Origin of the sequence: Sphingomonas sp. LC-1 (genome assembly GCF_025371035.1) — a bacterium.
In the GTDB taxonomy this organism is placed as follows: Bacteria; Pseudomonadota; Alphaproteobacteria; order Sphingomonadales; family Sphingomonadaceae; genus Sphingomonas; species Sphingomonas sanguinis_E.
In genome coordinates this window covers 38,777-65,776 of record NZ_JANZXB010000005.1, presented here as the reverse complement: position 1 = coordinate 65,776, position 27,000 = coordinate 38,777, and the positions used below count along the sequence as shown (strand labels likewise).

General features: G+C 65.1%; 23 protein-coding genes and 2 pseudogenes. 16 read left to right on the top strand and 9 right to left on the bottom strand.

The window, feature by feature from the left end; translation table 11 throughout:
- On the bottom strand, positions 1 to 1,440 hold the full coding sequence (locus NZL82_RS08975; protein ID WP_261269419.1) for a sensor histidine kinase: 1,440 nt from the start codon (positions 1,438 to 1,440) through the stop codon (positions 1 to 3).
- The gene (locus NZL82_RS08970) at positions 1,430 to 2,095 is read right to left on the bottom strand and encodes a response regulator transcription factor (protein WP_261269418.1); all 666 of its coding nucleotides are present in this window, start codon (positions 2,093 to 2,095) and stop codon (positions 1,430 to 1,432) included. The genes NZL82_RS08975 and NZL82_RS08970 overlap by 11 nt, the downstream gene beginning before the upstream one ends.
- 100 nt (positions 2,096 to 2,195) lie before the next feature.
- On the opposite strand from NZL82_RS08970, the gene NZL82_RS08965 reads away from it, so the two are divergent.
- The 5 genes from NZL82_RS08965 to NZL82_RS08945 are packed head-to-tail and all read left to right on the top strand — an operon-like array spanning position 2,196 to position 7,439.
- On the top strand, positions 2,196 to 3,272 hold the full coding sequence (locus NZL82_RS08965) for an ABC transporter substrate-binding protein (RefSeq protein WP_261269417.1): 1,077 nt from the start codon (positions 2,196 to 2,198) through the stop codon (positions 3,270 to 3,272).
- Positions 3,269 to 4,759, top strand: a complete 1,491-nt coding sequence (locus NZL82_RS08960; protein ID WP_405051355.1) for an OprO/OprP family phosphate-selective porin — start codon at positions 3,269 to 3,271, stop codon at positions 4,757 to 4,759. Before NZL82_RS08965 ends, NZL82_RS08960 begins: the two co-directional genes overlap by 4 nt.
- A gap of 33 nt (positions 4,760 to 4,792) precedes the next feature.
- Complete coding sequence (locus tag NZL82_RS08955; RefSeq protein WP_261269415.1) at positions 4,793 to 6,094, top strand: CitMHS family transporter; 1,302 nt, start codon at positions 4,793 to 4,795, stop codon at positions 6,092 to 6,094.
- A 4-nt stretch (positions 6,095 to 6,098) separates the two neighbouring features.
- Positions 6,099 to 6,746, top strand: a complete 648-nt coding sequence (locus NZL82_RS08950; RefSeq protein WP_261269414.1) for a YjbE family putative metal transport protein — start codon at positions 6,099 to 6,101, stop codon at positions 6,744 to 6,746.
- 36 nt (positions 6,747 to 6,782) lie between these two features.
- Positions 6,783 to 7,439, top strand: coding sequence for an alpha/beta fold hydrolase (locus NZL82_RS08945; RefSeq protein ID WP_261269413.1), 657 nt, complete (start codon positions 6,783 to 6,785; stop codon positions 7,437 to 7,439).
- Positions 7,440 to 7,669: 230 nt separating this feature from the next.
- Here NZL82_RS08945 and NZL82_RS08940 read toward each other — a convergent pair whose 3' ends face one another.
- Positions 7,670 to 8,452 (bottom strand): alpha/beta hydrolase, encoded by a 783-nt coding sequence (locus NZL82_RS08940; RefSeq protein ID WP_261269412.1) that lies wholly within the window; start codon positions 8,450 to 8,452, stop codon positions 7,670 to 7,672.
- Between the two features lie 318 nt (positions 8,453 to 8,770).
- Between NZL82_RS08940 and NZL82_RS08935 the strand changes: the two genes are divergently transcribed.
- The 3 genes from NZL82_RS08935 to NZL82_RS08925 all read left to right on the top strand — a co-directional run bounded on the left by NZL82_RS08935 (position 8,771) and on the right by NZL82_RS08925 (position 10,581).
- Positions 8,771 to 9,256 (top strand): hypothetical protein, encoded by a 486-nt coding sequence (locus tag NZL82_RS08935; RefSeq protein ID WP_261269411.1) that lies wholly within the window; start codon positions 8,771 to 8,773, stop codon positions 9,254 to 9,256.
- Entirely contained in the window at positions 9,253 to 10,200 is a 948-nt protein-coding gene (locus tag NZL82_RS08930) for an SMP-30/gluconolactonase/LRE family protein (RefSeq protein WP_261269410.1), read from the top strand. The genes NZL82_RS08935 and NZL82_RS08930 overlap by 4 nt, the downstream gene beginning before the upstream one ends.
- A 192-nt stretch (positions 10,201 to 10,392) precedes the next feature.
- Positions 10,393 to 10,581, top strand: coding sequence for a helix-hairpin-helix domain-containing protein (locus NZL82_RS08925; protein WP_261269409.1), 189 nt, complete (start codon positions 10,393 to 10,395; stop codon positions 10,579 to 10,581).
- Positions 10,582 to 10,721: 140 nt separating this feature from the next.
- On the opposite strand, the gene NZL82_RS08920 is transcribed toward NZL82_RS08925, so the two are convergent.
- On the bottom strand, positions 10,722 to 11,432 hold the full coding sequence (locus NZL82_RS08920) for a J domain-containing protein (protein ID WP_261269408.1): 711 nt from the start codon (positions 11,430 to 11,432) through the stop codon (positions 10,722 to 10,724).
- Here NZL82_RS08920 and NZL82_RS08915 point away from each other — a divergent pair.
- Positions 11,322 to 11,573 (top strand): annotated as a pseudogene (locus NZL82_RS08915) (integrase); the annotation flags it as partial. The gene NZL82_RS08920 and the pseudogene NZL82_RS08915 sit on opposite strands and share 111 nt — an antisense overlap.
- A gap of 161 nt (positions 11,574 to 11,734) precedes the next feature.
- On the opposite strand, the gene NZL82_RS08910 reads toward NZL82_RS08915, so the two are convergent.
- The 3 genes and pseudogenes from NZL82_RS08910 to NZL82_RS08900 all read right to left on the bottom strand — a co-directional run bounded on the left by NZL82_RS08910 (position 11,735) and on the right by NZL82_RS08900 (position 14,354).
- Complete coding sequence (locus tag NZL82_RS08910) at positions 11,735 to 12,844, bottom strand: alkene reductase (protein WP_261269407.1); 1,110 nt, start codon at positions 12,842 to 12,844, stop codon at positions 11,735 to 11,737.
- Between the two features lie 271 nt (positions 12,845 to 13,115).
- A pseudogene (locus NZL82_RS08905) lies at positions 13,116 to 13,424 on the bottom strand (SDR family oxidoreductase); the annotation flags it as partial.
- 36 nt (positions 13,425 to 13,460) lie between these two features.
- Entirely contained in the window at positions 13,461 to 14,354 is an 894-nt protein-coding gene (locus tag NZL82_RS08900; RefSeq protein ID WP_261269406.1) for a LysR family transcriptional regulator, read from the bottom strand.
- 101 nt (positions 14,355 to 14,455) lie between these two features.
- Between NZL82_RS08900 and NZL82_RS08895 the strand changes: the two genes are divergently transcribed.
- Positions 14,456 to 15,322: an SDR family oxidoreductase gene (locus NZL82_RS08895; RefSeq protein ID WP_261269405.1), complete on the top strand. Its 867-nt coding sequence runs from the start codon at positions 14,456 to 14,458 to the stop codon at positions 15,320 to 15,322.
- Between the two features lie 61 nt (positions 15,323 to 15,383).
- Here NZL82_RS08895 and NZL82_RS08890 read toward each other — a convergent pair whose 3' ends face one another.
- A complete protein-coding gene (locus NZL82_RS08890) occupies positions 15,384 to 16,133 on the bottom strand; it encodes an SDR family oxidoreductase (RefSeq protein ID WP_261269404.1) in 750 nt (249 codons plus the stop codon).
- A gap of 99 nt (positions 16,134 to 16,232) precedes the next feature.
- Here NZL82_RS08890 and NZL82_RS08885 point away from each other — a divergent pair, with 99 nt between their 5' ends.
- Complete coding sequence (locus NZL82_RS08885; protein WP_261269403.1) at positions 16,233 to 17,147, top strand: AraC family transcriptional regulator; 915 nt, start codon at positions 16,233 to 16,235, stop codon at positions 17,145 to 17,147.
- A gap of 155 nt (positions 17,148 to 17,302) precedes the next feature.
- Here the strand turns inward: NZL82_RS08885 and NZL82_RS08880 are convergent, their stop codons facing one another.
- Complete coding sequence (locus tag NZL82_RS08880) at positions 17,303 to 18,214, bottom strand: LysR family transcriptional regulator (protein WP_261269402.1); 912 nt, start codon at positions 18,212 to 18,214, stop codon at positions 17,303 to 17,305.
- A 72-nt stretch (positions 18,215 to 18,286) separates the two neighbouring features.
- Between NZL82_RS08880 and NZL82_RS08875 the strand changes: the two genes are divergently transcribed.
- From NZL82_RS08875 to NZL82_RS08855, 5 genes are all read left to right on the top strand, one after another.
- Positions 18,287 to 20,494 (top strand): prolyl oligopeptidase family serine peptidase, encoded by a 2,208-nt coding sequence (locus NZL82_RS08875; RefSeq protein ID WP_261269401.1) that lies wholly within the window; start codon positions 18,287 to 18,289, stop codon positions 20,492 to 20,494.
- Positions 20,495 to 20,812: 318 nt separating this feature from the next.
- The gene (locus NZL82_RS08870; protein WP_261269400.1) at positions 20,813 to 22,048 is read left to right on the top strand and encodes a GTP-binding protein; all 1,236 of its coding nucleotides are present in this window, start codon (positions 20,813 to 20,815) and stop codon (positions 22,046 to 22,048) included.
- Entirely contained in the window at positions 22,045 to 22,635 is a 591-nt protein-coding gene (locus NZL82_RS08865) for a DUF1826 domain-containing protein (RefSeq protein WP_261269399.1), read from the top strand. Before NZL82_RS08870 ends, NZL82_RS08865 begins: the two co-directional genes overlap by 4 nt.
- A 74-nt stretch (positions 22,636 to 22,709) precedes the next feature.
- Positions 22,710 to 24,776, top strand: coding sequence for a M3 family metallopeptidase (locus NZL82_RS08860; RefSeq protein ID WP_261269398.1), 2,067 nt, complete (start codon positions 22,710 to 22,712; stop codon positions 24,774 to 24,776).
- Complete coding sequence (locus tag NZL82_RS08855; RefSeq protein WP_261269397.1) at positions 24,773 to 26,809, top strand: TonB-dependent receptor; 2,037 nt, start codon at positions 24,773 to 24,775, stop codon at positions 26,807 to 26,809. Before NZL82_RS08860 ends, NZL82_RS08855 begins: the two co-directional genes overlap by 4 nt.
- Positions 26,810 to 27,000 lie beyond the last annotated feature (191 nt).

The following is a 27,000-nucleotide window of genomic DNA, read 5'->3' as shown; positions in this document are numbered from 1 at the left end:
TCAACAGAGCGGACCCGCTCGCCCATTTGATTTGGCGGAGCCAACTTTCGCTATTGCGGCTGCGGATTCAAAGCCGAGCGTGATGCGCAGTCCTGGTCGGGTACTGACGATATCCAGCGACGCATCAAGGCGCGACGCCGCAGAACGGACGATGGCGAGACCGAGGCCGCTCCCCTCGCTGTCGCGCGCGCTTGAAAGACGCGTGAAGCGCTCGCCCAGACGAGCAAGTTCGGCATCGGGCAGACCGGGCCCGTCATCAGCTACGACGATCCTAGCGGCCTCCCCTTCTTCGCATGAAATGGTCAGCATCACCTGGCCACCGCGACGATTATAACGGATCGCATTGTCGATCAGGTTGGAAAGGATTTCGAATATCAGCGTACGGTGGCTGGCAATCGCGATGTCAGCGGGCGCATCGAGATGAATTTCCACCCCCGCTTCGATCGCCTGCGCGATCCGGCGGTTGATGACGACGACCGCCACCTCGCGCAGGTCGACCCGCTCGCGTGGTGGTGCGATGCCCGCCTCTTCCGCCCGGGCCAAGGCCAGCAACTGCGTCACCAGATGCTCCAGCCGATCGGCGGCGTCGGCGATCTCGCCCAGCGCGGTCGGGCTGCCACGTCGGGCCAGCGCCACCTGCACCTTCAGCACCGCAAGCGGTGTGCGCATCTGGTGTGAGGCATCGGCGGTAAAGCGCCGCATGCCCGCCGTCGCGCTGTCCAGCCGGGCGAGCAGATGGTCGAACGCATCGGCGAGCGGACGAAGCTCGACCGGCAGCGGCCCGGTGTCGAGTGGCGACAAATCGGGCGTCGCGCGTGTATCCCTCGCCGCAACCGTCTCGCGCAGCCCCGCGAGCGGCCGCAGGCTCCAGGCCAGCGCCGGGCGGATCAGCAGCATGGCGACGCCCACCAGCAGCAATTCACCCAGCACCAGCGCAATCACCAGCCGCCGTTGCAGCGCGCGGCGACCATCGAGCGTCTCGGCCACCTGCACGATGACCGGCGCGTCGATCCGCGGCAAGGCGCGGCGCACTTCGGCGATGCGAATATCCTGATCCCGGTAGCGGGCGAAACGGAAGCGCGGCGTGTCCAGCGCCAGTTCGGCAATATTCGGCGCGGAGAGGTCGGAATAGCCGGTCAGCAGACGACCGCCCACCGCGATCCGGTAATAGACGTTATCCCGCTCGCTATTCTCCAGCATGCCGAAGGCGGCGGCAGGCAGGTCCAGCGTTACCTCGCCGCGCTCGACCTGCACCGTCTCGGCCACCGCACCCAGCGCGCCGCCGAGCACGCGGTCGTTAGTGCGGCGGACGACATCGGCGATCAGCGTCGCTCCCGCCACCCCCAGCAGCACCGCGATCGCCAGCATCGGCGCAAGCATCGCCGCGAACAGCCGGGTGCGCAGCGCCAGTGCGCCGCCACGCGGAGACTTAATGGGCATCGAGCATATAGCCGACGCCGCGCACGGTGCGGATCGCCGGGCCATCGGGGGCCAGCTTGCCGCGCAGCCGCGTGATGTTCACCTCGATGGCATTGGGCCCGACCGGCTCGTCATAGCCGAACACTTCCGATTGCAGTGTCTCGCGCGGCACAATCTGCCCAGCGCGGGTCGCCAGCGCGTCGAGCACCGCCCATTCCCGACGACGCAGGTCGAGCATCCGCTCACCCACCCGCGCCGCGCCCCGCGAACGGTCGAGGATTAGCGCGCCGACGACCAACTCGGGCGTGGGGTCGCCGCCGCGCCGCCGCCCCAATGCGCGGATGCGGGCCTCCAGTTCCTCCGGCGCGAAGGGCTTGCGGAGATAATCGTCCGCCCCCAGGTCAAGCCCGCGCACCCGGTCGTCCAGCGCATCGCGCGCGGTCAGCATCATCACCGGCACCCGGTTGCCCCGACGCCGCAGCGTCTGGAGCACCGCAAAGCCGTCGATGTCGGGTAGCCCTACGTCCAGGACGACGAGCGCATAGGCTTCGTCCGCCGCGACCATCAACGCGTCCTCGCCGGTCGCGACATGATCGACCGCATGGCCCGCCGCGCGCAGCAGCGCGACGATCCCGCGCGCCAGCGCCGCATCGTCCTCGACGATCAGAATCCGCATGACGCGGACCTTCCGTGAAAGGCGGATGACAGCTTGGCGGGATAATCCATGGCATTGAGCTTACCCGAACTCAGAGGCGGGAAGCGAGAGGACCTGAACGATGCGAATGGTAATTCTATCGATGCTGATGCTGGGTGCCGTCGTGCCCGCTCGTACCGATGCGCAGCGCCCGGCCGGTTATCCCCGCTCCTATGACGCATTGGTCGCCAATGCGCGCGGCGAGCGCATGGTGCGCGTTTATGGCAATGCCGACACCGCCGCGATGCAGCCGCTGATCGCGGCGTTCCGCCGCACCTATCCCGGCGTCCGGGTTCGCTATGACGATCTGGAATCGAGCATCATCTACGACCGAGTCGTCGCCGAGGCGCGAGGCAAGGCACCAGGGGCCGATGTCGTCTGGTCGTCGGCGATGGACCTCCAGGCCAAGCTGATCAACGACGGCTATGCGCAAGCCTATCTCAGCCCCGAAAAGCCCGCACTCCCCGCCACGGCGGTGTGGAAGAATATGGGTTACGGCGTCACCGCCGAGCCGGTCGCCTTCGTCGCCAATCGCTGCCTGATCCCCGCCGGACAGGTGCCGCGCACCCACGAGGCGTTCGAGCACTTGCTCCGCACCCGTCGCGGGGCGCTGACGGGCAAGGTCGCGACCTATGATCCCGCCCGGTCCAATGTCGGTTATCTTTACCTGACCGAGGATCATGCGATCACCCGCGACACCCGCTCGCTGGTGCAGGCGATCGCGGCGACCCGGCCGATGCTGTCGCGCACCACCGAGCCGATGCTGGACGCGGTGTCGGCGGGGCGGATCGCCATCGCGTACAATGTCGTCGGCCCCTACGCACTGACCCGTGCGATGCGCGACCCGAACATCCGGGTGGTCTTCCCGCGCGACTATACGATCGTCGCCTCGCGCGTCGCCTTCATCGCCCGCGATGCCCGGCACCCGGCGGCGGCGCGGCTCTTCCTGGACTTCCTGCTGTCGCGCACCGGCCAGACGCTGCTCGCCCGGCGATGGCTGCTGCCGGTGCGCGCCGATGTCCGTGCGCCGCGACTGTCCGCCGAACAGCAGCGCCCGATCCGCGTCGGGCCGCAGCTTCTCGTCAATCTCGACACGATCAAGCGCCGCCGCTTCCTGGCCGACTGGCGCGCCACTCTCGTTCAAGAGGCCCCCAAATGATGACCCCGATCCGAACCGCCACCGCGCTGGTCGCCCTATTGGGCGCCACCCCCGCGCTCGCCCAGACGCCGAGCAACGACGACCTCGCCGCGCTGGTCCGCCAGCAGGCCGCCGAGATCGCGACCCTGCGCGCCCGGCTCGACCGGCTGGAGGGTACGACCGCCGCCGCGCCCGCTCCGGTTGCCGCTCCTGCCCCGACCACCCCGCCCGCGCCGCAACTGGCGCAAAGCGACACGATCGGCCGCGATACCGTCACCCGCCCCTTCGCGCCGCAGCTGGTACCCCCCGGCCCCGCCGAACGCGACGTCGCGCAGGCGCGGCAGGCCAATGCGGCAGGGGTCACCACCGAATGGGGTGCGGGCCTGCCCGTCTTCCACTCGGCGGACGGTATCTATACCTTCAAGCCGCGCGGCCGCATCCTGACCGATGTCAGCTCGACCTTCGGATCGCGCTATGACGGGCGCAACATCACGACGACGGGTATGCGTGCACTGCGCCTGGGTCTGGAAGGCGGGGTCGGCACCCATTTCTTCTATCAGTTCGAGTCCGACTTTTCGGAGAATGAAGTCGATATCGTCACCGCCTTTATCGGCTGGCGCAACCGCATCCGGCCGGGCCTGGATTACGACCTGCGTGCCGGGCATCTGTTCAACGATCGCGGGTTCGAGGGCTCGACGGGATCGGACTCGACGCCGTTCATGGAGCGCACCGTCGTCTCCACGGCGATCATCCCGCAACGCGGCTTCTACGGCGTCGGCATTATGCCGCGCCTGTTCTGGAAGACCGGCCACGCCTCGCTGACGCTGACCGGCGACCGGATCGATGGCAACCAGGGCGGCAATGACAGCCGCACGGTGCTGGGGCGCGCGCACTGGAACCCGGTCAAGAGCGACCATTCGGTCCTGCATGTCGGCCTATGGGGTTTCGACGAGGCGCTGTCCGCCAGCGCGACCACGCTGACCCGCAACACGGTGATCGGCGGCCGCTTCAACGGCGCGTTGCGCGTGTCGACCGGCGCGCTGCTGGGCGGGCGCAGCACCACCGGTTACGGCGCGGAGCTGGGCGGCTATGTCGGCCCGGTCTGGGTCATGGCCGAGGCGGGCGAGCGCCGCGCGCGCCTAACTGGCGGCCGTGCCGATTTCCTCAGCAAGGCGTGGAGCCTATCGGGCGGCTGGTTCGTCACCGGCGACCTGCCCCCCTATAATCCGCGTCTCGGCAGCTTCGGCCAGCCGCGTGTCCTGAAGCCGATCTTCGAGGGCGGACCGGGCGCGATCGAGCTGACCGCGCGCTACGAAAATCTCGACTATACCAGCCTCTTGACCGGCGGGCGCGGCTGGGCCGCGACGGCAGGCGTGAACTGGTATCTCAACAGCTTCACCCGGCTCCAGTTCAACTGGGTCCATTGGGACACCGACAATCGCGCAGGGACCTATACCGGCCCCGACAGCGGCGAGACCATCGGCACCCGTCTCGCCGTGACCTTCTAAACACCCCCTTCTCCTCTCACGGAGCATCCTTTGATGGATCTTGCCCTGCTTGGCTTCCTGATGGTCGCCACCTTCATGACGCTCATTATGACAAAGCGGATGACCCCGCTCGTCGCGCTGATCGTCGTGCCCACCGCCTTCGCGCTGATCGCCGGTTTCGCCTCGGGCCTAGGCGACATGATGATCGACGGCATCAAGAACCTGGCGCCGACCGGCGTCATGCTGCTGTTCGCAATCCTGTTCTTTTCGATCATGACCGATACCGGGCTGTTCGATCCGCTGGTCAACCGGCTGTTGCGCGTGGTGCACGGCGATCCGATGGCGATCCTGATCGGCACGGTCGTGCTGTGCGCGATCGTCAGCCTGGATGGCGACGGGTCGACGACCTACATCATCACCATCGCCGCGCTGCTGCCGCTGTACAAGCGGTACGACATGAACCGGCTATATCTATGTTGCCTGCTCATGAGCACCAGCGGCATCATGAACCTGACGCCCTGGGGCGGTCCAACCGCCCGCGCCGCCAGCGCGCTGAAACTCGATCCCGCGACGCTGTTCCTGCCGCTGATCCCCGGCATGATCGCTGGCCTCGCCTTCCTGATAGGCCTGGCGATCTGGTTCGGTCGCAAGGAACGCCGCCGCATCGGCCATGTGAAGTCCAACGAGCCGACCGCCTTCACCGGCATGGCCGTGTCGCAATTCCCAGAGGCGCGCCGTCCGCACCTGCGTTGGTTCAACGGGGCGCTGACGCTGGCGCTGATCGCCGGTCTGGTCTCGGGTATCCTGCCGCTGTCGGTGCTGATGATGCTGGCCTTTGCGATCGCGATGATCGTCAACTATCCTCAGGTCGCGGAGCAGAAGGAGCGGATCGCCGCCCATGCGGGCAACGTCCTGTCGGTCGTCTCGCTGATCTTCGCCGCCGGTATCTTTACCGGTATCCTGTCGGGCACCGGCATGGTCGAGGCGATGAGCAAGGAAGTCGTCGGCTTCATCCCGCCCGTCCTGGGGCCGTACATGGCGCCGATCACCGCGCTGCTCAGCCTGCCCTTCACCTTCTTCATCTCCAACGACGCCTTCTACTTCGGGATGCTGCCGATCCTGGCCGAGGCGGGCGCGCATTACGGCGTGTCGCCGATGGCGATCGCCCGCGCCTCGCTGATGGGCCAGCCGGTCCATCTGCTCAGCCCACTGGTGCCGTCGACCTATCTTTTAGTCAGCCTAGCGGGTATCGATCTGGCGGATCACCAGCGCTTCACGCTGGTCCCCGCCGCCGTGGTGTGCATGGTCATGACGCTGGTCGGGATGGCGGTCCTTGCCTTCCCGCTGATGGGCTGATCCGATGGAGACGCTCTGGCAGCATATAGTCGCCGACTTTTCCGCCATCGGCTCTCCTGCCGCGCTTGCCGCCTTCGTGCAGGTCGTGATGATCGACGTCCTGCTGGCCGCCGACAATGCCATCGTCGTCGGCGCGCTGGCGGCGGGGCTGCCGCCGGCGATGCGGCGCAAGGTGATCCTGGTCGGCGTCCTCGCTGCGCTCGTTTTGCGCATCGGTTTTGCACTGGTCGTGACGCAGTTGCTTCAGATCGTCGGACTGGTGCTGGCGGGAGGATTGCTGCTGGTCTGGGTCGCCTGGAAGATGTGGCGCGAAATGCGCGGCGGGACGGGCGACGAGGACTCCGACACCGAACCGGCCCCGCGCCGCTTCTGGGCCGCCGCCTGGGCGGTTGCGGTGGCCGACATCTCGATGAGCCTCGACAATGTGCTTGCGGTGGCAGGCGCGGCGCGCGCCCATCCCGGCATCCTCGCCATCGGCCTGATCCTGTCGGTCGCCTTGATGGGCCTCGCCGCCAATGTGCTGGCGCGGGTGATCGAGCGTTATCGCTGGCTTGCCTATGTCGGTCTACTCGTCATCCTGTGGGTCGCGGCCAAGATGATTTGGGAGGGCCTGAACGACCCGGCACGCGGCGTCCTGATCCTGTTCGCCTGACGCTTTCACCCCACTTCACTCTTGGAGGACACAGCTATGATCCGCAACGCGCCACCCCTCGTCCTGCTGCCAGCCATGGGGTGCGACGGACAGCTCTGGGCCCGACAGATCGTCGACCTCAGCGACATCACCCATCCGATGCTGGGGGACCTTACCGTCGACGATACGCTTGAGGCGATGGCGGCGCGTGTGCTGGCGCATGCACCGCCGCGCTTCGCGGTCGCCGGGGTCAGCCTGGGCGGCTATGTCGCGCTGGAGATCATCCGCCAAGCCCCCGATCGGGTGCAGCGGGTGGCACTGTTCGGTACCCGCGCGTCGATGCGTATGCGCCCGCGCACCGTCGCCGAGCAGGGACTGCTCGCCACCGCGCCCCATGCCGACCCGACACTGACCCCAATCGTCAGCGGCCCCGTCCAGACGATGGCCGAGCGCGTCGGCACAGCCGTCTTCGAGCGCCAGCAGCGCGCCATGCTGGCCCGGCCGGATATCAGCGCCGCTATCACCGCAGTACGCGTGCCAACGCTGGTGGCAGTCGGCGAACATGACCGCATCTGCCTGCCGTCCGACGCACGCGACTTATCCGACCATATTGCCGGTTCGCACTTCCACGAGATCCGCAACTGCGGCCATCTGGCCCCGCTCGAACGCCCCGGCGAGGTCACCCAACTCTTGCGGGACTGGCTGCAAACCTGAAAGATAAGAATGGGGAATGTGCGTTCTGCGGCCCCACATGCGGTGGCGCGCTGCAAACCAATTTGGATGCAGACACATTTTTGGTCGTTCAGCCCCCATTATCGGCACACCGGTTCCGGACGTCCGCACACACTTGTGTGCAAGTATGTTCAGAGATGAGGAATATCTTACCCTGCGGTCCGACTTGGGGCTGCATGCCGATATGGGCTCGCGGTAAGGCGTCGCGGTTGTCACCCTTTGACGAGCTTCTCGCCGAACCATGCGACGATATAGTCGATCAATGCCGGCTGGAACCATGGGCCGTCGCCATGCCCGGCACCGTCCACCACCACATAGTCGACCTCCGCCTCACGCTCTCGCAAGGCCGCAGCCATTTGCTCGCTCTGCACTGGCGAGACAAGATCGTCGGCGCTGCCGTGCATCAGCAACAGCGGGGGCTTTGTCCCCGACAGATGGCCGACCGGGCTGGCCCCCAGGGCCTTGACCGGATCGCTGCCGATCGTCGCACCAGCGAAATCGCCGAACGCGACACCGTGAACTAGCAGCGCCTCAGTCGAGGCTGTCGAGGCATGGACCTGACCAACCGTCTCGGAAAATCCCGCGCCGATGTTTCGCAGGTCGGAAATGCCATAGAGGGACACCGCCGCCTGCACCGCAGCTGATGTATCCAGCCAATCGCCCCGGTCATAGTCCGAAGTGTCGCCCGTCATCGCCAGCATCTGAGCCAGCCAGCCCCCAGCGCTGTCGCCGAGTACGCCAATCCGGTCGGGATCGACGCCGTATTCGTCAGCGTGCGATCGCAGATAACGGATCGCTGCCTTGCCATCATCGAGCGGTGCCGGAAAGATATCGGGCACGACGCGATACTCAGCGGCGGCGACGACGAATCCTGCTTGTGCGAGCGCGAGCCGCATCTCGATGAACTTGCGGTGCGCGGCAGAGGTAAAGCCGCCGCCCGGCACATAGAGGATCGCAGGCTTCGGATCGGAGGTACGCGGCACCAGCAGCGTCATGCGCAGCCCGCGAACCGCATCGATCCGCTTTACCTGATGATAAATCACCTCCCCGACCTCGTCGATGCGAGGCCGCTCCGTGGTGATGGTCAGTGTTCTGGCCTTCGCGCGGTCGCCGGTATGCGTCGGTGGAGTATCGGAAACCATGCCAGCCCTTTCTACGGCCGCCCTGCTTTAGGACGATCGCGCTAAATCGTGAGACCGCGCCGCTGGTTCCGAAGCCCGCGACGTTCCGGATCACACGAAACCTCCGCGACCGCACGCCGTTGGACCAACGCGACGCGATCCTGCCGGGTTGTGAGGGTTGAGGAAACGAGAATGACCGATATGCCGACTGGGGTGACGCTCGACAACGATGGCATTGATGCCGAGCAGCCGCCGGTGTTACCCTTCCTCCATATGTGGACCGGCGCGGATGGCGGCAGCCGGATCGACCTGTCGCACATGACCGGCTTTGGTCAGAAAAGCGTCGGCGGCGGGGCGGCCCCCCAGTGGATGCGGCCGTTTCCCGGCGAAGTGAGCGCGATCAACTTCGCGATTTTGCCGGTGGGCTGGGTCGGGGATTGGCACGAAAGTCCCAAGCCGCAATGGGTGGTTCCATTGCGTGGTCGCTGGTTCATCGAGACGATGGACGGAAATCGCGTGGAAATGGGGCCAGGCGACATCCATTTCGGCCAGGACCAGGACACGACCGATGGCAAGGGGCACCGATCAGGCCAGATCGGCGATGAGCCCTGTTTCCAGATCATGATCCAGTTCGCCACATCGCCCGCCGCGCAGACACGCGATCCGTTCGGGGCATGACAGACGCACAGACGACGCCGCTCGCTCCGTTGTTGATACCTGCGAGGTTGCGTCCGCCCGGACCGCCCGAGCCAACCGAGGTGGCACCCCCGGTGGTCCACCATGCCGACGCGCGCGTGGTGCTCGGTGACGCCCGGCTTGTCACGTTGTACGACCGGGCTAGCTGGAGCGAGGGGCCGACCTGGTGGCCCCGCGAACGGACGCTGGTATGGAGCGACATTGTCGGTCGCCGTGTGTTGGGCTGGCGCGAGAACGGTGCAGTCGATGTGTTGCTCGACGCGACGCCGTTCATCAACGGCAATGCGGTGCTGCCGGATGGTGCGCTGGTGCACTGCGAACACGGCCGCCGCGCCATCAGCCGGTCCGACGGTAGAGGCGTTGCAACGCCGATCGCATGGGCGGCAGAAGGCAGCGGCCTCAACGCGCCCAACGACCTGATCGTCGCCCCCGATGGGGCGATCTGGTTCACCGACCCGACCTTCGGGCTGGAAAATCCGAAACAAGGCGTGCCCGGTCGTTCGGAAAGCGGGCGCACCGCGATCTGTCGGATCGGCAATGACGGCTCGGTCCAGCGAATGGCCGTCATGGCGCAGCCCAACGGCCTCGCCTTCTCGCCCGATCAGCATACGTTCTACGCCTCACAGACGCCCGAGAATGGCGAGGGCGACGTCGCGATCTATGCCTTCGACTGGGACGGGGTCACGCTATCCAACCGACGCCAGTTTGCAACGGTGGCCGAAGGGATACCTGACGGCTTCACCGTCGACCGACGCGGCTGGCTATGGAGCAGTTCGGCGAAGGGTGTCGAGCTGTTCGACGCCTCAAGCACGCACCTCGCTACCATACCGACCCCTGAAACATGCAGCAATTGCGCGTTCGACATGCACGAAGAGCGCCTATTTGTGACTGGCGGCGCGCACCTTTGGATGCTGAATCTGGCATAGCCACTGCCGGTTGCACCAATGGTCCGGCACGGCGGTATTCCGAAGGATGCGCGGGCCGATATCGTGATACCCGCATAGGGATAACACCACGTAGGCATAGCCGCTGACCTACCGCCCGACAAACCAACGCCGGTCTGGCAATCGCTGGCACGCCATCCAGCACCGCTCGTTCATATGGATCAATAGGAGACGTTGGTAATTAACCTGAATAACGCGACCGCTGCGGAACTGGATGCCGTGCCCCAATTGAGAGGGCATGGTTTTAAGATCGTAACATATCGGGATCAGCGTGGCAGATTTAGCAATGTGCGCCAACTCGAGGAGCTGCCGGGCCTGGCAGGCAAGTGGAATGGGGCCGAGGCCGCCGTCTCAGTTGAATGACGTTGTTCAATGCCACTAAGGCTCCGGATCAAACATTCGTGACCCTTTTTCTGCTCCCCAACTCAGGCCGCTTTCCAGGAGGCAGGCTATCGACGTTCGCGCTGCGTGCCCGATGACGTGTGGACGGCTTTGGCGGCAAGCTAAGGAACGCGGTGAACGGCCACGTTATGTCGAGCCGTAGATGCCGAACCAGGCTCCTCGTAATACAGAACAAGGATCGTAGCCAACGGGGCGGCGGTGAGGATCAACAGAAAAAGGCCGACCAGCCAGTCGTTGGTGTCTAGCGGCTTCGAGAAACTACCGCTGGGCGGCATGGACGGGTTAGGTCGTATAGGGCGCCTGCCGGCTTTCCTCGGATGAACCGGGCGATCCCCGCTGGATTGATGAGCGGACGGCTTGATATGTAAGCGATCGTAGGCGGCGCGCGCTTCGTTCTTTCCTAGAACGGCATACGCCTCATTGATCTCCTTCGCGCGAGCAGAAACATCCACACCATGATTGGCATCGGGATGATATTGACGGAGCAGCGCCTTCCACGCGGAGTGAATGGTGTCACGACTGGCCGTCGATGGCACCCCGAGAACGGCGTAATAGTCGGGTGATAAAGCCATCCGGTTGCCACCTGTCGCTAAAACGTGAAACGAACCTCCACTAGGTTCCCAAACCGCGCATTTAGCGCGCTCGATTATGATGTTGGCACCGACTCGGCGCAATGGAGAAAAGCGGTGGGCCACTCGGCAATGGGCCCCGCCTTCCGCGAACTTCGCCCTTGGGATGAGGGCCGATTGGTTGGTGCCAAGCAGGCGCTTAAGCAGCAGCAGGTTTGGGCCATTCGCTTTTGGCTTGATCAACACCGGCGATTACGTGATCGAGCGCTGTTCGATCTTGCTATCGATAGCAAATTACGCGGCTGTGATGTGGTCAAAGTTCGCATCGAGGATCTGGTATCGGGCGGGCGTGTGCGGGATCGCGCCAACATCGTACAGAAGCAGCACAAACTTCAACTCCGTTGGCGCGGAGGCTGGTCTCCCAACCACCCCTGCGCCGAACGTCGCTACACCAGCGATCCCGCTCACCGAATCTCGGATTGCCTGTCGCGATCAACCCGCGCTATGGGCTTGATCCTAAAGCCCGCTCTGATGTGAGGGATGGCTCAGCCGCGATCCGGGTTGCCGCGCATCGTCGGCCAGTCGGAATAGCCGACAGACCCGCCGCCATACCAATATTCCTTTGGCGCCTCTGCAAGCGGCGCACCCGTGCGCAGGCGATCCACGAGATCGGGGTTGGCAATGAACGGCCGCCCCATGCTGAACAGGTCGGCATCGCCACGCTCAAGAACCTCCTCGGCCAGCTTGAGCGTGTACTGGTTGTTCGCGATATAAGTCCCTTTGAAGCACTTGCGCAAAGCGGCAAAGTCAACGCCATCTGCGTCACGTGTCTGCTGCGTCACGCCCTCGATGTCGTGGACATAGAGCAGGCCGCGCTGAGACAGCGCATCAACATAGGTGCCGAAGGTTTCCATCACTGTGCTGTCGAGCGGCGTCTCGCCGGGCATTGTCGTCGCTGGCGACAATCGGATGCCGACACGCCCTGCGCCCCAAACGCCGACGACCGCGTCGACGACCTCAAGGGGGAAGCGCAGACGGTTTTCGATCGACCCGCCATAGCGGTCGGTCCGCCGGTTGGTGCTGTCGCGTACGAACTGTTCAAGCAGATAGTTGTTCGCCGAATGGACTTCGACCCCATCAAACCCTGCCGCCTTGGCGTTGGTGGCGGCGCGGCGATAATCCTCGACGATGCCAGGAATCTCGTCGGTTTCAAGCGCGCGCGGCGTGACGTGGTCCTTCATCCCTTCCTTGGTGAACGCCTGTCCGACCGGCTTGATCGGAGATGGCGCGACCGGCAGCTCCCCACCCTGTAGGTCCGGATGTGAGATGCGGCCAGTATGCCACAATTGAAGAAACATCACGCCGCCGCGATCATGGACAGCCTGCACGATCGGGCGCCATGCCTCGATTTGCTGATCGTTCCAGATGCCCGGTGTCAGCGCATAGCCGACCGCCTGTGGGGAGATGTTGGTCGCTTCGCTTATTATGATCCCAGCGTCAGCGCGCTGGGCGTAATAGTCGGCAGCGAAAGCGGGCGGAATCCCGTCGTCATTCGAACGGCTGCGCGTCAACGGCGCCATGACGATGCGGTTGCGGAGCGACAGGTCACCTATCTGGACGGGCTGCAATATGGGCGATGCGGAATGGTCGGGCATGGTCGGCGATATCCATCAAGCAGTGCAAGATCAGGAACGCTGAACGGACAAGCTGTCTTTACGGTCCGGCGTTCGGCCGCATTCATAGTCGGTTGAACCGATCTGGAAGAGATGCTGATGGCGCGTTGATGGTCGCAATGGCCTCCTATGCGATCATGACCAAACCCAGTCGGTCTCGATATCCACCTTGCTCCCTAATACTTGCCGCTCGTTAATGGAGGCGAACCGATCGTTTGGGCGTGCCCGCTACGGCACCGGCACGCCCAAACAGTCACATGTCCGCTGCGGTCGCGCGAACGATCACCTCATTGATGTCAACACCCTCCGGCTGCTCAATGGCATAGCGAACGGCTCGCGCGATCGCGTCCGGCATCAGCGACTTCTTTTGCCACCCCGTCAGTGTCGCCGAAATCTCGGGATCGGTGATGTCATGCCCCAGCTCGGTGGCCACTACGCCCGGCGAGATCAAAGTCGAGCGGACCTCATCATGCTCCTGCGGCATCCCTTCAGTGATGGCGAGCACAGCATGTTTGGCGGCGCAATAAACCGCGGCGGTCGGCATCACCATGTGCGCGGCGACCGAGGCGAGGCATGGTGATCGGCGAGCCGCTGACGGTCAGCACCGATCATCCAGATAGGCCGCGAGTTCCTCGGCCGTCCCGTTCGGAAAGGACTGCCGCAGATACTTCAAGAACGCCGACACCCTGACGTTCAGCAGGCGTCGCGAGGGATAGGGCGCCCATAGCGCGACGCGTGTGGCCGGGACATCACCCCACGCGATCAAGCGCCCTCGTGCGATGTCCCCGCTGACCAGCGAGAGGGGCAAGCGTGCCACGCCGGCACCAAGGCGCACCGCATCCCGGATCATCACTAGCGAGGATAATCGGAGCACCGGATCGATCGCGATCGCGCGTTGCCCATCGGCGGTGTCGATCGTCCAGCTGCTCTCGACGTCGCGGTCGCGCACCACAGCGGGAAAGATGCCGCTTGCCAGCGGCGACAGGTCAGGGGCAGCGACGATGACCAGTCGGTCGTGGAGGAAGGGCCGGCCCACCAGCGCATCGTCCGCTGCCGGGTTCACGCGGATGACGAGATCATAGCCCTCCTCGATCATGTCGACCGCGCGATCGTCGGTCGTGACCTCTAGCCGAACATCGGGATGGCGCTGCGCGAACCCAGCCGCCAGCCGCCCCATCGCGGTCTGAGAGAAGAGAAGCGGCGCGCTGATCCTGAGGCTTCCACGGACCATCGCGCTGCCAGATGCGATCTCGATCGTCGTCTCCTCAAGCTCGGAGAGCAGAGCGCCAGCCCTTTCGGCCAGCGCCCGGCCCTCCTCGGTCAGCTTGAGGTCGCGCTGGCCGCGCTCGAACAGACGCAGGTCGAGCGCGGCCTCCAGCTCCGACACGCGGCGCGACAGCGTCGCCTTGGGCCTGCGTGCGGCGCGCGCGGCTTTGCCAAAGCCGCCATGGCGGGCGACCAGCGTAAAATCGGCGAGCGCGAGCAGGTCCATATCGTTCCACCCATGAGACGGCGCGTCCAGATTGCGTATCTATTTGCCGTACGATGGATCACGCATCTTGCTCGGGTCAGCAAGACCCAAGGAGAAGCCTCATGACCATCCTCGTAATCGGCGCCACCGGACGCGTCGGTCGCCATGTCGTCGAACAGCTCGTCGCTCGCGACGCCTCTGTCCGCGTCCTCACCCGTGATCCTGCCAAAGCGGCGTTTCCGGCCGGCGTCGATGTTGCCAAGGGCGATCTGCTCGATATCGACTCCCTGCGCGCGGCCTTTGTCGGCGTAAGGACGCTGTTCCTGCTCAATGCGGTGACCGGCGACGAATTCACCCAGGCGATCGTCACGCTCAACGTCGCGCGAGAGGCCGGTGTCGATCGCGTCGTCTATCTCTCGGTGTTCGATGCCAACCGCGCCGTCAACGTACCCCACTTCGCAGTGAAATCGGGTGCCGAGCGGATGCTCGAGGCGATGAACTTCGGTGCCACCATCCTGCGTCCGACCTACTTCATCGACAACGAAGCGATGGTGAAGGACGTGATCCTTCAGCACGGTGTCTATCCGATGCCGATCGGCGGCAAGGGCGTGGCCATGGTCGATGCGCGCGACATCGCCGAGGTCGCGGCGATTGAGCTGATCCGGCGTGACCGCGCACCCGACAAACTGCCGATCGAGACGATCAACGTGGTCGGTCCCGAGACGCTGACCGGCGAGGACGTGGCAGCGATATGGTCCGACGTCCTCGGCCGCCCCATCGCCTATGGCGGCAACGATCCCAGCGGCTTCGAACAGAATATGGCGACGTTCATGCCGCGCTGGATGGCCTATGAGATGCGGCTGATGGCCGAGCGCTATGTCAGCGACGGGATGATCCCGAAGACCAGCGACCGCGAGCGCCTGGCTAACATGCTCGGCCGGCCCCTGCACGACTATCGCGAGACGGCAGTCCGGCTCGCTTCCGCTTGATCTTCGGGCTGCGGCCCGGTGGCCAGCGGGTGGGTACCCGCCGGCCGCCGGGTTTCACACGTCAGGCGGCGTCCGCCATCCAGGCGATCGCATCTGCGCCAGCGGGGATCTTGAGCGGTGCGGACGGGTTGGTCGCGGCCTCGAACACGGCAGCTGCAACGTCTTCAGCATGGGTGACCGGCCCCGTGTCCTCCTGGAACTGTTTGATCATGCCCTCGATCAATGGCTTATAGTCGGGATTATCGAGACCGCGCAGGTGCGGCCTCGCACTCGCGCTGAATTGCGTCGTCGGGGAACGGCCGGGCAGCACGATGTGAACCCGTACGCCGAACGGCTGCATCTCGACCGCCAGGCTTTCGGTGAGCGCATTCACCGCAGCCTTGCTGGCGCGATAGGTACTGACCAGCGGCAGCGGCTTGAGCGTGACGGTCGAGGTCACGTTGATGATCACGCCGGATCGCCGCGCGCGGAAAGCCGGCAAGACCGCCTGCATCATTGCGAGCGTGCCGAACGTATTGGTCTCGAAAAGTTGGCGCGCCGTGTCGAACGCGATGAGTTCGATCGGGACTGCGGCCCCGAAACCGGCATTGTTGACGAGCACGTCGACCGGCCCCGCCTGCTCGACCGCACTGGCGATGCTGTCGTGATCCGTGACGTCGAGCGGCAGAATGGTGAGCCGGTCGGACGACGGCAGCAGGCCCGGATCAGGCGTGCGCATCGTCGCGACGACGCGCCAGCCGCGGTCGAGGAACAGTTTTGCGGTTTCGAGACCGAAGCCCGAGGAACAGCCGGTGATGAGAACGTTGGGCATGTCTTGCTCCATTGACGAGGGTGGGAGCGCCAAAGATGGTTTCCACGATAAAGACTGCCTATGGTTGGCAATCCTGACTTCTTTGGCGATCGTCCTGATATGACCATCGATCCGCTGGCCGAGATCGTGACCCTGCTGCGGCCCTCCGCGAGCTTCTCGAAACTCGTCGAATATGCCGGGCGCTGGCGCATCCGCCGCGACGTCGAGGGCAAGCCTGTCTATTTCGCGGTGCTGGAAGGCGAATGCCGGGTGGTGAACGCCGGCCGAGCCTCGGTCATTGTACGGGCCGGCGACTTCGTGCTGCTGCCGGCCACTGGCGATCGCGCCATCGAAGGCATCGAGAGCATGGACCCACCGCCGTACGGCGCCGTCATGAGCCCGACCGAGATCGGTGAGGGCCGGTTCCGCATCGGACAAGCCGATCAGCCCGTCAATTTGCGCATGCAGGTCGGGATTTGCAGTTTCGCGTCGCCAGACGCCGCTCTGCTTGTGTCGCTGCTACCGGCGATGGTGGTGGCACGTGATGAGCCGCGGCTGGCCACATTGATGGACCTGGTCGGGGACGAGACCCGTAAGGCAAGGCCCGGGCGTGAATTGGTGCTGGAGCGTTTGCTCGAAGTCCTCCTGATCGAGGCCCTGCGCTGTGGCTCCAGTCCCGCCGCTATGCCGAGCCTCGCGCGGGGCCTGTCCGACGAACGACTGGTCACCGCATTGCGGGCTATGCATGCGCGCCCTGCGCATCCGTGGACGGTCACGGACTTGGCAGCCGAAGCAGCCATGTCGCGCTCTGCCTTCTTTGCGCGCTTCACCAGCATCGTCGGCATACCGCCGATCGAGTATCTCCTCACCTGGCGGATGGCATTGGCGAAGCGCCTGTTGCGAACGCGCGGTCTCGCGATCGGTAAGGTCGCCGCGGAGGTCGGCTATGGATCGGCCAGCACGTTCAGCACGGCCTTCACCCGGCACGTCGGCATGCCGCCTATGCGGTATGCGCGAGTTTCGGAGACGGCCTAACTTCGCTAAAAGCGTCTTGGCATGGAACAGCGCTTTCACCCCAGTTGCGGTCGTTTGAAGCTTGTGTCGGCATCTCTGCAATCTGCCATTCGTTCATGCTACCAATGCACATACAGCCAAGGTCAACCTACCGCCTCAACGCCGCTCATAAAAATCTAAGGCGGTTCGAGGCGAAACCTTCCTGTCTTCATCGCTAGCAGAGCGATGTCACGGAAGCGGGCAACCAACGGATGCCGTTCGCCTTGTCGGTAGGCGATCAGGAGTTCGGTCCGGTCGGATGTGCCTGTAACCGGTATCGCCGCGACGTCCTGCGGGCAGCCTCGCGCGGCTAGGGCTGGCGCTATCGTTATGCCCAAACCGGCTTCTACCAATCCGACGACGGAAAGCCACGCGCTCGCCTCCTGGACGATGGCAGGCGAAAAGCCCGCCCCGCTGCAAAGACCTATGATCGTATCGTAAAATTCCGGTGCCCCCATTCGGGGAAACAGGATGAAATCGTCACCCGCCAATTCGTCGATCCTGAGTTCGGTTCGATCGGCGAGCGGGTGCGACCCTGGCAACACGGCCACCAAGCCATCACGGTAAAGCGTCTCAACCATGATATCTTTCGCGAGGAACGGCCCCCGAACGATGGCGGCATCAAGGGTGCCGAGGCGTATGGCAGCAGCGATGTCGATTCCGCCGCGGTCGTCGATCTGCAAGCTCACGTCAGGCAGGGCGAGGCGAAGATCGCGGACGATGATTGGCAGGAGACCCACGGCAGACGATGCCGCAAAGCCGATGCGCAAGGTTCCGGCGTCCCCACTTGCCGTCCTCCTGACCATATCGACGATGCGATCCCGCTTGGCGATCAACGCGCGAGCCTCGACGAGCAGCGCCATACCGGCGGACGTCAATGTGACGTGGCGGCTGGTACGTTGGAGTAGGGCGACACCCAGTTCGCGTTCGAGACGCAGGATTTGCTGGCTGAACGGCGGTTGCGACATACCCGATCTGGCGGCAGCCCGACCAAAATGCAGCTCCTCGGCAACCGACACGAACAACTGCAATTGGCGTATGTCGATCATGATCGTTTCCGTCTCAATACTGCTTCAATGATATATTGGTAACGACACAATAGCACGAGCTAGAACGGGCCCATGATCCGCCTGTTCTGCTTAGCCGTCGCCACCTCCTTGGGACTATCCTGCTTCGTCTCGGCCCAATCGCTCAACGATTCCGCCGCGCGGCTCGATCGGGCCGCGCGGGTCGAGGCTTGGCCGCAAGCCATCCGCGACAGCATGATCGCACCGCGCTGGCTACAGCATGGCGAGCGGCTCGTGTTCTGGGACGCGATCGGCCCGATGGCCGGAACCTGGGTCATGGTCGATGCTGCGCGGCAGAAACGCCGTCCGATCATCACCCCCATCAGACTGCGTAAGCAGCTCGCCGCTCTGACCGGGCATGATGCGGCACTTCCTGAGCAGATGCCGTTTGTCCTGACGTCTGACCAACATGGCCTAGTTTTCGACTATGATCGCAATGGATTCCGGCTCGATTTTGCAACGCCGGTCGTCCGACCCATCAAGAAGGGCGGTATGGACGTACGGCTCCTGGCAGGAGGGATTCCATCACCCGGCCGCGACCGGATTGTATCGCAACAGGGCGAGGGATTTACGGTATCGGATGCGGCGGGCCGTACGGTTATAGAGCGTAGCGGGACATCCGATCTTGCGTGGGAGCTGCCCGAACGGCCCTGGTCGCCCGATGGCCGGCTGGCGGTGTGGCTGATCGACAGCCGCATGGTCCACCATGTTCCGGTCGTCGATTACACCGCCGCGAGCGAACAGATGAGGATGGTCCCCTATGCCAAAGTGGGTACGCCGATCGCCAGCGCGCGGCTGCACCTGTTTGATCCGGCCACCGGCGAATTGCGGCCAGTGTCGAACGGTCAGGACGAAGGATATGAGTGGCTGGCTGATTGGCGTAGCGACGGCGCCGCGCTTGTCCTCCATCTCGCGCGTGACGGCAAACGGCTCGACCTCCTTTCCATCGGACGCGACGGACAGGCTCGACGGCTCCTTCGTGAGGAACGGCGGGACACTAAGGTCGCAGACCTGAATTTCGCGGTCGGCGGCTGGCGTGCGCAAGTCGTGCCGCTTGCAGCGGGGCGCGGCTTTCTGTGGATGTCGGAGCGTGATGGGTGGCGGCATGTCTATCATTATGACGACGCTGGTCGCCTGATCCGTCAGGTGACACGGGGTACGTTTCCCGTCGTCCGGGTGGATGGCGTGAGCAATGACGGCACGCTGCTGGTGACGGCCTCCGATCCTGCCGCGCCCTATGACGAACGCCTGTATCGCGGAAACCTGAAGGGTGACGCGCTGCGTCCCGTGTCGGTCGACCCCGGCGTCCACATGGCGCTCGTCTCGCCATCAGGCCGGTATCTGGTCGACAGCCATTCATCATGGACCAGATCCCGCAGGCGAGACCTCATCCGCTCCGATGGCAGCGGCCGGACGTCGCTCACAATCGCCGACTCGAGCGCTGTTGCCGCGACCGGCTATACTCCCCCTGAGCCGATCCGCGTTCTGGCGGCTGACGGCGTGACACCGCTTCACGGCGCGTTGTATCACCCATTTGGGTTCGATCCGACGCGACGCTATCCGGTCGTCGCCTATATCTATGGCGGTCCGTTCGGGACGGTTCTCTCGCGCACCTACACCGGCAACACCATGATGCGCCGCGCCGAGGCGCTGGCCGCCGCTGGTTTTGTCGTCGTCGCGATCGATGTGCGGGGAAGCGCAGGCCGCAGCAAGGCGTTCAGCGACGCGACCTATGGCAAGATCGGTCAAAGCGAGATTTCGGATTACGTGACAGGGTTGCATCAACTCGCCAAGATACGGCCTTGGATGGATCTTACCCGGGTCGGCATCCATGGTCACAGCTGGGGCGGTTATTTCGCGATCCGCGCAATGCTGGTGGCACCGCACTTCTTCAAAGCCGGGTACGCCGGTGCAGCGGGCGCGCTTGATGAGGATGCGTTGGTCAACGAACCGGACATGGGCCGGATTACCGACAACCCGGGTGGCTATGCCGCAGGGTCAAACCTTGCGCTCGCAGGGCATCTGTCGGGGCCGTTGCGGATCATGCACGGCACGGCCGACGTGAACGCGCCATTGTCGAGCAGTATGCGGATGATCGATGCGCTGATCCGTGCAAATAAGCCGGTCGAGCAGCTGGTGATGCCTGGCGTCGCTCATGATCCGGAAGGACCGGCCGGAGCCTATTACCGGGATGACGTGATCCGCTTTTTCGTGCGTACGCTGGCGTCTCCGTCAACGGAAGGTGCCTATGGGCCTATGTGAAACCGCCGCTGCGACGACCTAATCTCGACCGTTTCGCAGCTACTCCGTTCCTCCCGAACGCAGCCACTTGCTCAACGCAGCGGCCACTTCAGTGAGCCTGTTTACGCCTCCGTGACCCGCGGTGATCGTGGCGTGCGTGCACGCCACCATGGCTGTGCGGTGGTGGCGAGGGGTGTATTCGGCGCACGCGTGGAAGGACGAGCGTGTGGCATCCCGGGCTTTTAACCTCGACACCTCCCTCCTGCGCGGATCGGGCAGCCACTGGACATCGGCTGAAACTCATGCTTATGTAATGTTGTATCGTATCGGATGACAGACATGGCAAGCCCTTCCCTGCACGATGATCGCCTGCCGGTGACGGCGCTGTCCGGTTTCCTCGGTGCTGGAAAGACGACGCTGCTCAATCACATCCTGGCCAATCGCGAGGGGCGCCGCGTCGCGGTGATTGTCAACGACATGTCGGAGGTAAACATCGACGCCGATCTGGTGCGTGGCGGCGAGGCGGCGCTGTTGCGATCGGAGGAGGCGTTGGTCGAGATGACCAATGGCTGCTTCTGCTGCACGCTGCGCGACGACCTGCTGGCGGAGGTGCGGACGCTCGCCGAGGCGGGGCGGTTCGACTATCTGGTGATCGAGTCGACCGGCATTTCCGAACCGCTGCCGGTGGCCACCACCTTCTCCTTCCGCGACGAGGAGGGCGTGTTGCTGGGCGATGTCGCGCGGCTCGACACGATGGTGACGGTGGCCGATGCGGTGAACCTGCTCGCCGACTATCCAAGCCAGGGCTTCCTCGCCGACCGGGGTGAGACGATGGGCGAGGACGATAGGCGCAGCCTCGTCGGCCTGCTGGTCGAACAGATCGAATTCGCCGATGTGGTGATCGTCAACAAGGCGTCGTCGGTATCGCCCGAACAGTTCGCAACCGTCAGGAAGCTGGTCGCCAGCCTCAACGCCGATGCCGTCATCGTGCCCGCCGATCATTCACACGTCGACCTGGATCTGGTGCTCGCCACTGGCCTGTTCGACGAGGAGAAGGCGTCTCGTCACCCGCTCTGGGCCAAGGAGCTGTACGGCTATGCCCATCGTCAACCCGAGACCGAGGAATATGCCATCGAGAGCTTCGTCTATCGCGCCCGTCAACCGTTCGATTCGGGCAAATTCCAGGGCTTCCTGACCGATGGCGCCCTCGACCATGTCGTACGCGCCAAGGGGCATTTCGGGCTGGCGACGCGCCCCGACTGGGTGGGCGAACTGGCGGTGGCGGGCAGCCAGACCGAAACCGCGCGCATGGGTCGCTGGTGGGCGTCAATCCCCAAGCCCCAATGGCCCGATGACGGCCGGTTCGAGGAGTTCCTCGCGAAGCATTGGGACATGATCTGGGGCGACCGTCGGCAGGAGTTAGTCTTCATCGGCATCGGCATGGACGCGGCCAAGATCCGCGCGCGGCTGGACGCCTGCCTCGTGCTAGCCGCGGCCTTTACCCCGGCGCTGTGGACCGGCTTGCGCGACCCCTTCCCGACCGGGGGCGAGCGCCAGTTGGAGCCGGCCGAATGAACCTCGCCATGCTCGATGACATCGTGGCGTTCGGCCATGATCGTGCTTCGCTCGACGCCATTGCGCGGCCCCATGCCGCCTTAGCCATCTGGTGGCGATCGCTGCCTGATGCGCTACGTGCCGCGCTGGCATCCCTCAACCTCGACACGATCGAAGATGTGTCGCTCGATCTTGCCGCCGACGAAGCGATCGATAGCGCACTTGCCGACGCTGGCTATGCCGATCCGGTCGCCACGCTGCTCGCCGAAGATATCGGACTGTTGGTTCGGCGCCATGCCGCGTTGACCGGCGAGGATCGGTTGCGGCTGCGACTGGAGGTGATCGAAACCGATGCCTGCCGCCGCTTCCACGCCGACTTCGTCACGCTGCGGCTGCTGTGCAGTTATGTCGGCCCGGGCACCCAGTGGTGCCGCACCGATGCCCCTGATGCGGTCTGCGAGGTGCCGACCGGCGCGGTGGGCGTGTTCAAGGGGCGGTTGCTGCTCGACCCGCCCACCATTCTCCACCGCTCGCCGCCGATCAGCGCGACCGGCGAACGCCGTCTCGTTCTGGCGATCGATCCGCTGCCCGGTCGGCCCATCGTGTAACGCAGGGATGCCGCCCTGCGGTCGGTCATTGCCATTTGCTTCAAAGGACGTTCATGCACCGCCGTACCCTGTTAATGTCCGCAGCTATGCTGCCTTTGCTCAACACCCCGCTACGCGCGACCGAACCGGCCAACCCCCTACTCGGAGACTGGCCCGACGGAATCCCGCCCTATCGGGCAATCCGTCCGGCGCATTATCGCCCGGCGTTCGACGCCGCGCTGAAGGCGGCGCGGGCGGATTTCCGCGCGATCACCGCTGGCCGCTCGGCGCCGACCTTCGCCAACACGATCGAGGCGATGGAGCGCTCGGGCCAGCAGTTGGCGCGGGTGTCGTCGGCCTTCTTCAACGTCGCCTCCGCCGATGCGACGCCTGACATCCAGGCGGTCGAGGAAGCGGTCGTACCGGAACTGACCCGCTTCTCGAACGAGACCTCGCTCGACCCGGCGATGTTCGCCCGTGTCGACCGGCTGTATCAGGACCGCGCTTCACTCGGCCTCGATCCGGAACAATTGCGACTGCTGGAGGAAACACACCGGCGCTATGTCCGCGCCGGGGCCGCCCTGCCCCCGGCCGCCCGTGCCCGGGTCGCCGCGATCAACGAGGAAATGGCGAAGCTCGGCGTCCAGTTCGGCCAGAAGCTGTTGGCCGACCAGAAGGCGAGCAGCGTGCTGCTGACCGCGGCGGAGGTCGCCGGCCTGCCCGCCGATCAAAAGGCGGCGGCGGAGACGGCGGCCAGGGCCGAGGGAAAGACGGGCTATCTGATCCCGGCCACTCGCTCGGCGGTCGAACCCTTCCTGACAGTCGCGACCGACCGTGGCGCGCGGGCCAAGGTGTTCGCGGCTTTCGACAATCGCGGTGCGAATGCGAACGAGAACAACACCGCCGCGATCATCCGGCGACTGGTCGAGTTGCGCATCGAGCGTGCCAAATTGATGGGAGCGCCCAGCCATGCCGCCTTCGTGTTGCAGGATGCGATGGCCAAGACGCCGGAGGCCGCGACCGACCTGCTGATGCGCGTCTATCGCCCGGCGCTCGCTCGTGCGCAGGAGGAGGAAGCGGCGCTGCTCAAACTCGCCAGCGCCGATGGCGTGACGCGGATCGAGCCATGGGATTGGCGCTTCTATGCCGAGAAGGAACGCCAACGGCGCTATAATCTCGATGAGGGGGCGGCGAAGCAGTATTTCCCGCTCGACGGTATGGTCGCCGCGCTGATGGACACGACGAAGCGCTTGTACGGCATCCAGTTCGCGCCCCGCGCCGACGTGCCGGTCTATGCCGATGGCGTGAAGGTGTGGGAGGTTCGCGAGGACAACGGCGCGCCGATCGGACTATTCTATGCCGACTGGTTCGCCCGCCCGACCAAGCGTCCCGGTGCCTGGATGAACTCGCTGCGCGACCAGAACAGCCTGCTCGGGCAGCAGGCGATCGTCGTCAACAATTGCAATTATACGCCCCCGGCGCCCGGCGAGCGCGCGCTCATCAGCCTCGACGATGCAGAGACGCTGTTCCACGAATTTGGCCACGGGTTGCACGGCCTGTTCAGCAAGGTCCGCTATCCCAGTCTGTCGGGAACGGCGGTCACGCGCGATTTTGTCGAATTCCCGTCGCAGGTGCATGAACATTGGGCCAGTGATCCGACGATCCTGCGCGCCCATGCCCGCAATGCCGCTGGCCAGCCTATGCCGGAGGCGATGCTCGCTTCGCTGCTGGAGGCGCGCACCTTCAACCAGGGCTATCTGACCGTGCAGCAGCTATCGTCGGCCATCCTCGACATGCGGCTGCATTCGCTGGACGCGCTTCCCGCCGATTTCGATGCACTGGCCTGGGAAAAGGCGCAACTCGCCGATCTGGGCGTGCCGCACGCGGTCGGGATGCGGCATCGGCTGCCGCACTTCAGCCATATCTTCGATGGCGGTTATTCGGCGGGCTATTACGCCTATACCTGGGCCGAAGTGCTCGACGCCGATGGCTTTGCCGCGTTCGAGGAGACGGGCGACGTATTCAATCCGGTCCTGGCGAAGAAGCTGCGGAACGAGGTGCTGTCGCGCGGCAACTCCCGCGATCCGGCGGAAAGCTATGTCGCCTTCCGGGGGCGGATGCCCGACGCCGGGGCATTGCTGCGCAACCGGGGGCTGGCATGACGTTTCGTGGGCTGCTTGCCGGCGCGGCACTGGCCGCCCTGCCCGCCCCGGTGCTGGCCGCCGAGGATCCACCGGCTGCCGAAAGCGACGACCAAGACGAGATCGTCGTCACCGGCGTCTTCCAACGCGATCCCCGCGACTCCGCATCGCCGGTGTCGGTTCTGACGGGCGCGGCGCTCGACCGTTCGTTGCGCCCGCAGATCGGCGAGGCGCTGACGCGGCTGCCGGGGGTATCGTCGACCAGCTTCGGCCCCAATGCCGCGCGGCCGATCCTGCGTGGCCTGGCCGGGGAGCGGGTGCGGGTACTGACCGACGGGATCGGCGCGTTCGACGTCTCGAACACCTCGGCCGACCATGCCGTGGCGATCGACCCGCTGCTGTCCGAACGGATCGAGGTGTTGCGCGGCCCCGCATCGCTGCGCTTCGGATCATCGGCGATCGGCGGCGTCGTCAACGTGCTCGACCGCCGCGTCCCCACAGCCGTCCCCGATGCGCCGGTCGCGGTGCAGGCGCGCGGATCGCTGGGATCGGCCGCCGACGAACGCTCCGCCGGTACCAATATCGGCCTGCGCGTGTCCGACCGCATCGTGGTGGCGGGCGGCGGCAGCCTGACCGACACCGGCGATCTGCGCGTCGGCGGCCCGGTACTGTCCGATCGCCTGCGCGCCCAGGCCCGCGCCAGCAGTGATCCCGCGATCCGTGGTCTCGCCGACCTGTCGGGTCGTCTCGCCAACACCAGCGCACGCACCCGCACTGCCCATCTCGGCGCGGCCTTCATCGATACCGGCGGCGATCTCGGCGCTGCGATCACGCGCTACGAAACCGATTATGGCCTGCCGATCCGCTACGATCTGACGCCCGGCGCTGAGCAGGAAGCGGTGCGGATCAAGGCGGAGCAGTGGCGGGCCGACCTGCGCGCGTCTGTGGTGCTGCCCGGCTTCTTCGAACGTCTGTCGCTGCGCGCGGGCTATGCGGACTATGTCCATTTCGAGGGCGATCCCGTCACCGGCACCACCTTCGCCAACACGGGCATCGAGGCGCGCGCGGAATTGCGCCAGCGGTCCCACGGAAAATGGCAGGGGGTCAGCGGCGTCCAGACCTTCATCCGCGATTTCCGCGCCGTGGGCTCCGAGGCGTTCGTGCCGCCCAACGAGACGACGCAGAACGGGGTCTTCACCCTGCAGGAGGTCGCCATCGGTCCCGTCCGCTTCGAGGGCGGCGGGCGCATCGAATGGACCGGCATCCGTTCGCAGGCCGCCGGGTTCGACCGCCGCTTCACCGCCACGTCGGTTGCGGGCGGTGCGTTCGCGACGGTCACGCCGGGGGTGAAGCTGGGGCTGAACCTGTCGAGCACCGCCCGCGCCCCCGCTGCCGAGGAACTGCTGGCCGACGGCGCCCATATCGGCACCCAATCCTATGAGATCGGCGATCGCAGCTTCGGCATCGAACGCGCGCGCGGGGTCGAGCTGGTCGCGCGCCTGTCCGGTGCCCGCTGGCGGCTCGATGCGTCGGCCTATCGTACGCGCTTTTCGGGCTATATCTATGAGTTCGAGACGGGCCAGGTGATCGACGACCTGCCGGTGTTCCGCTTCGCACAGGGCGACGCCACTTATAGTGGGTTCGAGGTGGAGGGCGAGGCGCGCTTCGTCGATCGCCCAGGCCTGATGGTCAAAGTGGACGGTCTGTTGGATGCGGTACGATCGACGATCGACGGATTCGGCCCCGCCCCGCGCATTCCACCACTGCGCCTGCTGGGCGGGATCGAGGGACGCGGCCATCGGCTCGGCCTGCGCGCCGAGGTCGAACACAGCACCCGGCAGAGCCGCGTGACCGGGTCCGAGACCACGACCCCCGCCTTCTCACTTGTCAACCTGAGCGCCGACTGGACGCCGCTGCCGAACCGCGATCTGCGCCTGACGCTCAGCGCCAGCAACCTGTTCGACGTGGTCGCGCGCCGCCATGCCAGCTTCCTGAAGGATTATGCCCCGCTCGCCGGTCGCGATGTGCGGCTGGGGCTCAGCATCCGCATCTGATCCGGATATGAGAAAGACAATGGCGCCTCCCGGCACCGGCGGCCAACCGTCACCCTCGCTCTCCCGCGCGATCGACGCGGCCTGCGGATCGATGGACAAGATGCAGGTCGCGTTCGAGGCCGCCGGTACGGGCCGGTTCGGCTCCACGTTGGGTGCGGCAAGCTCTTCCGGGCACGGGAGGCCGCGGGACG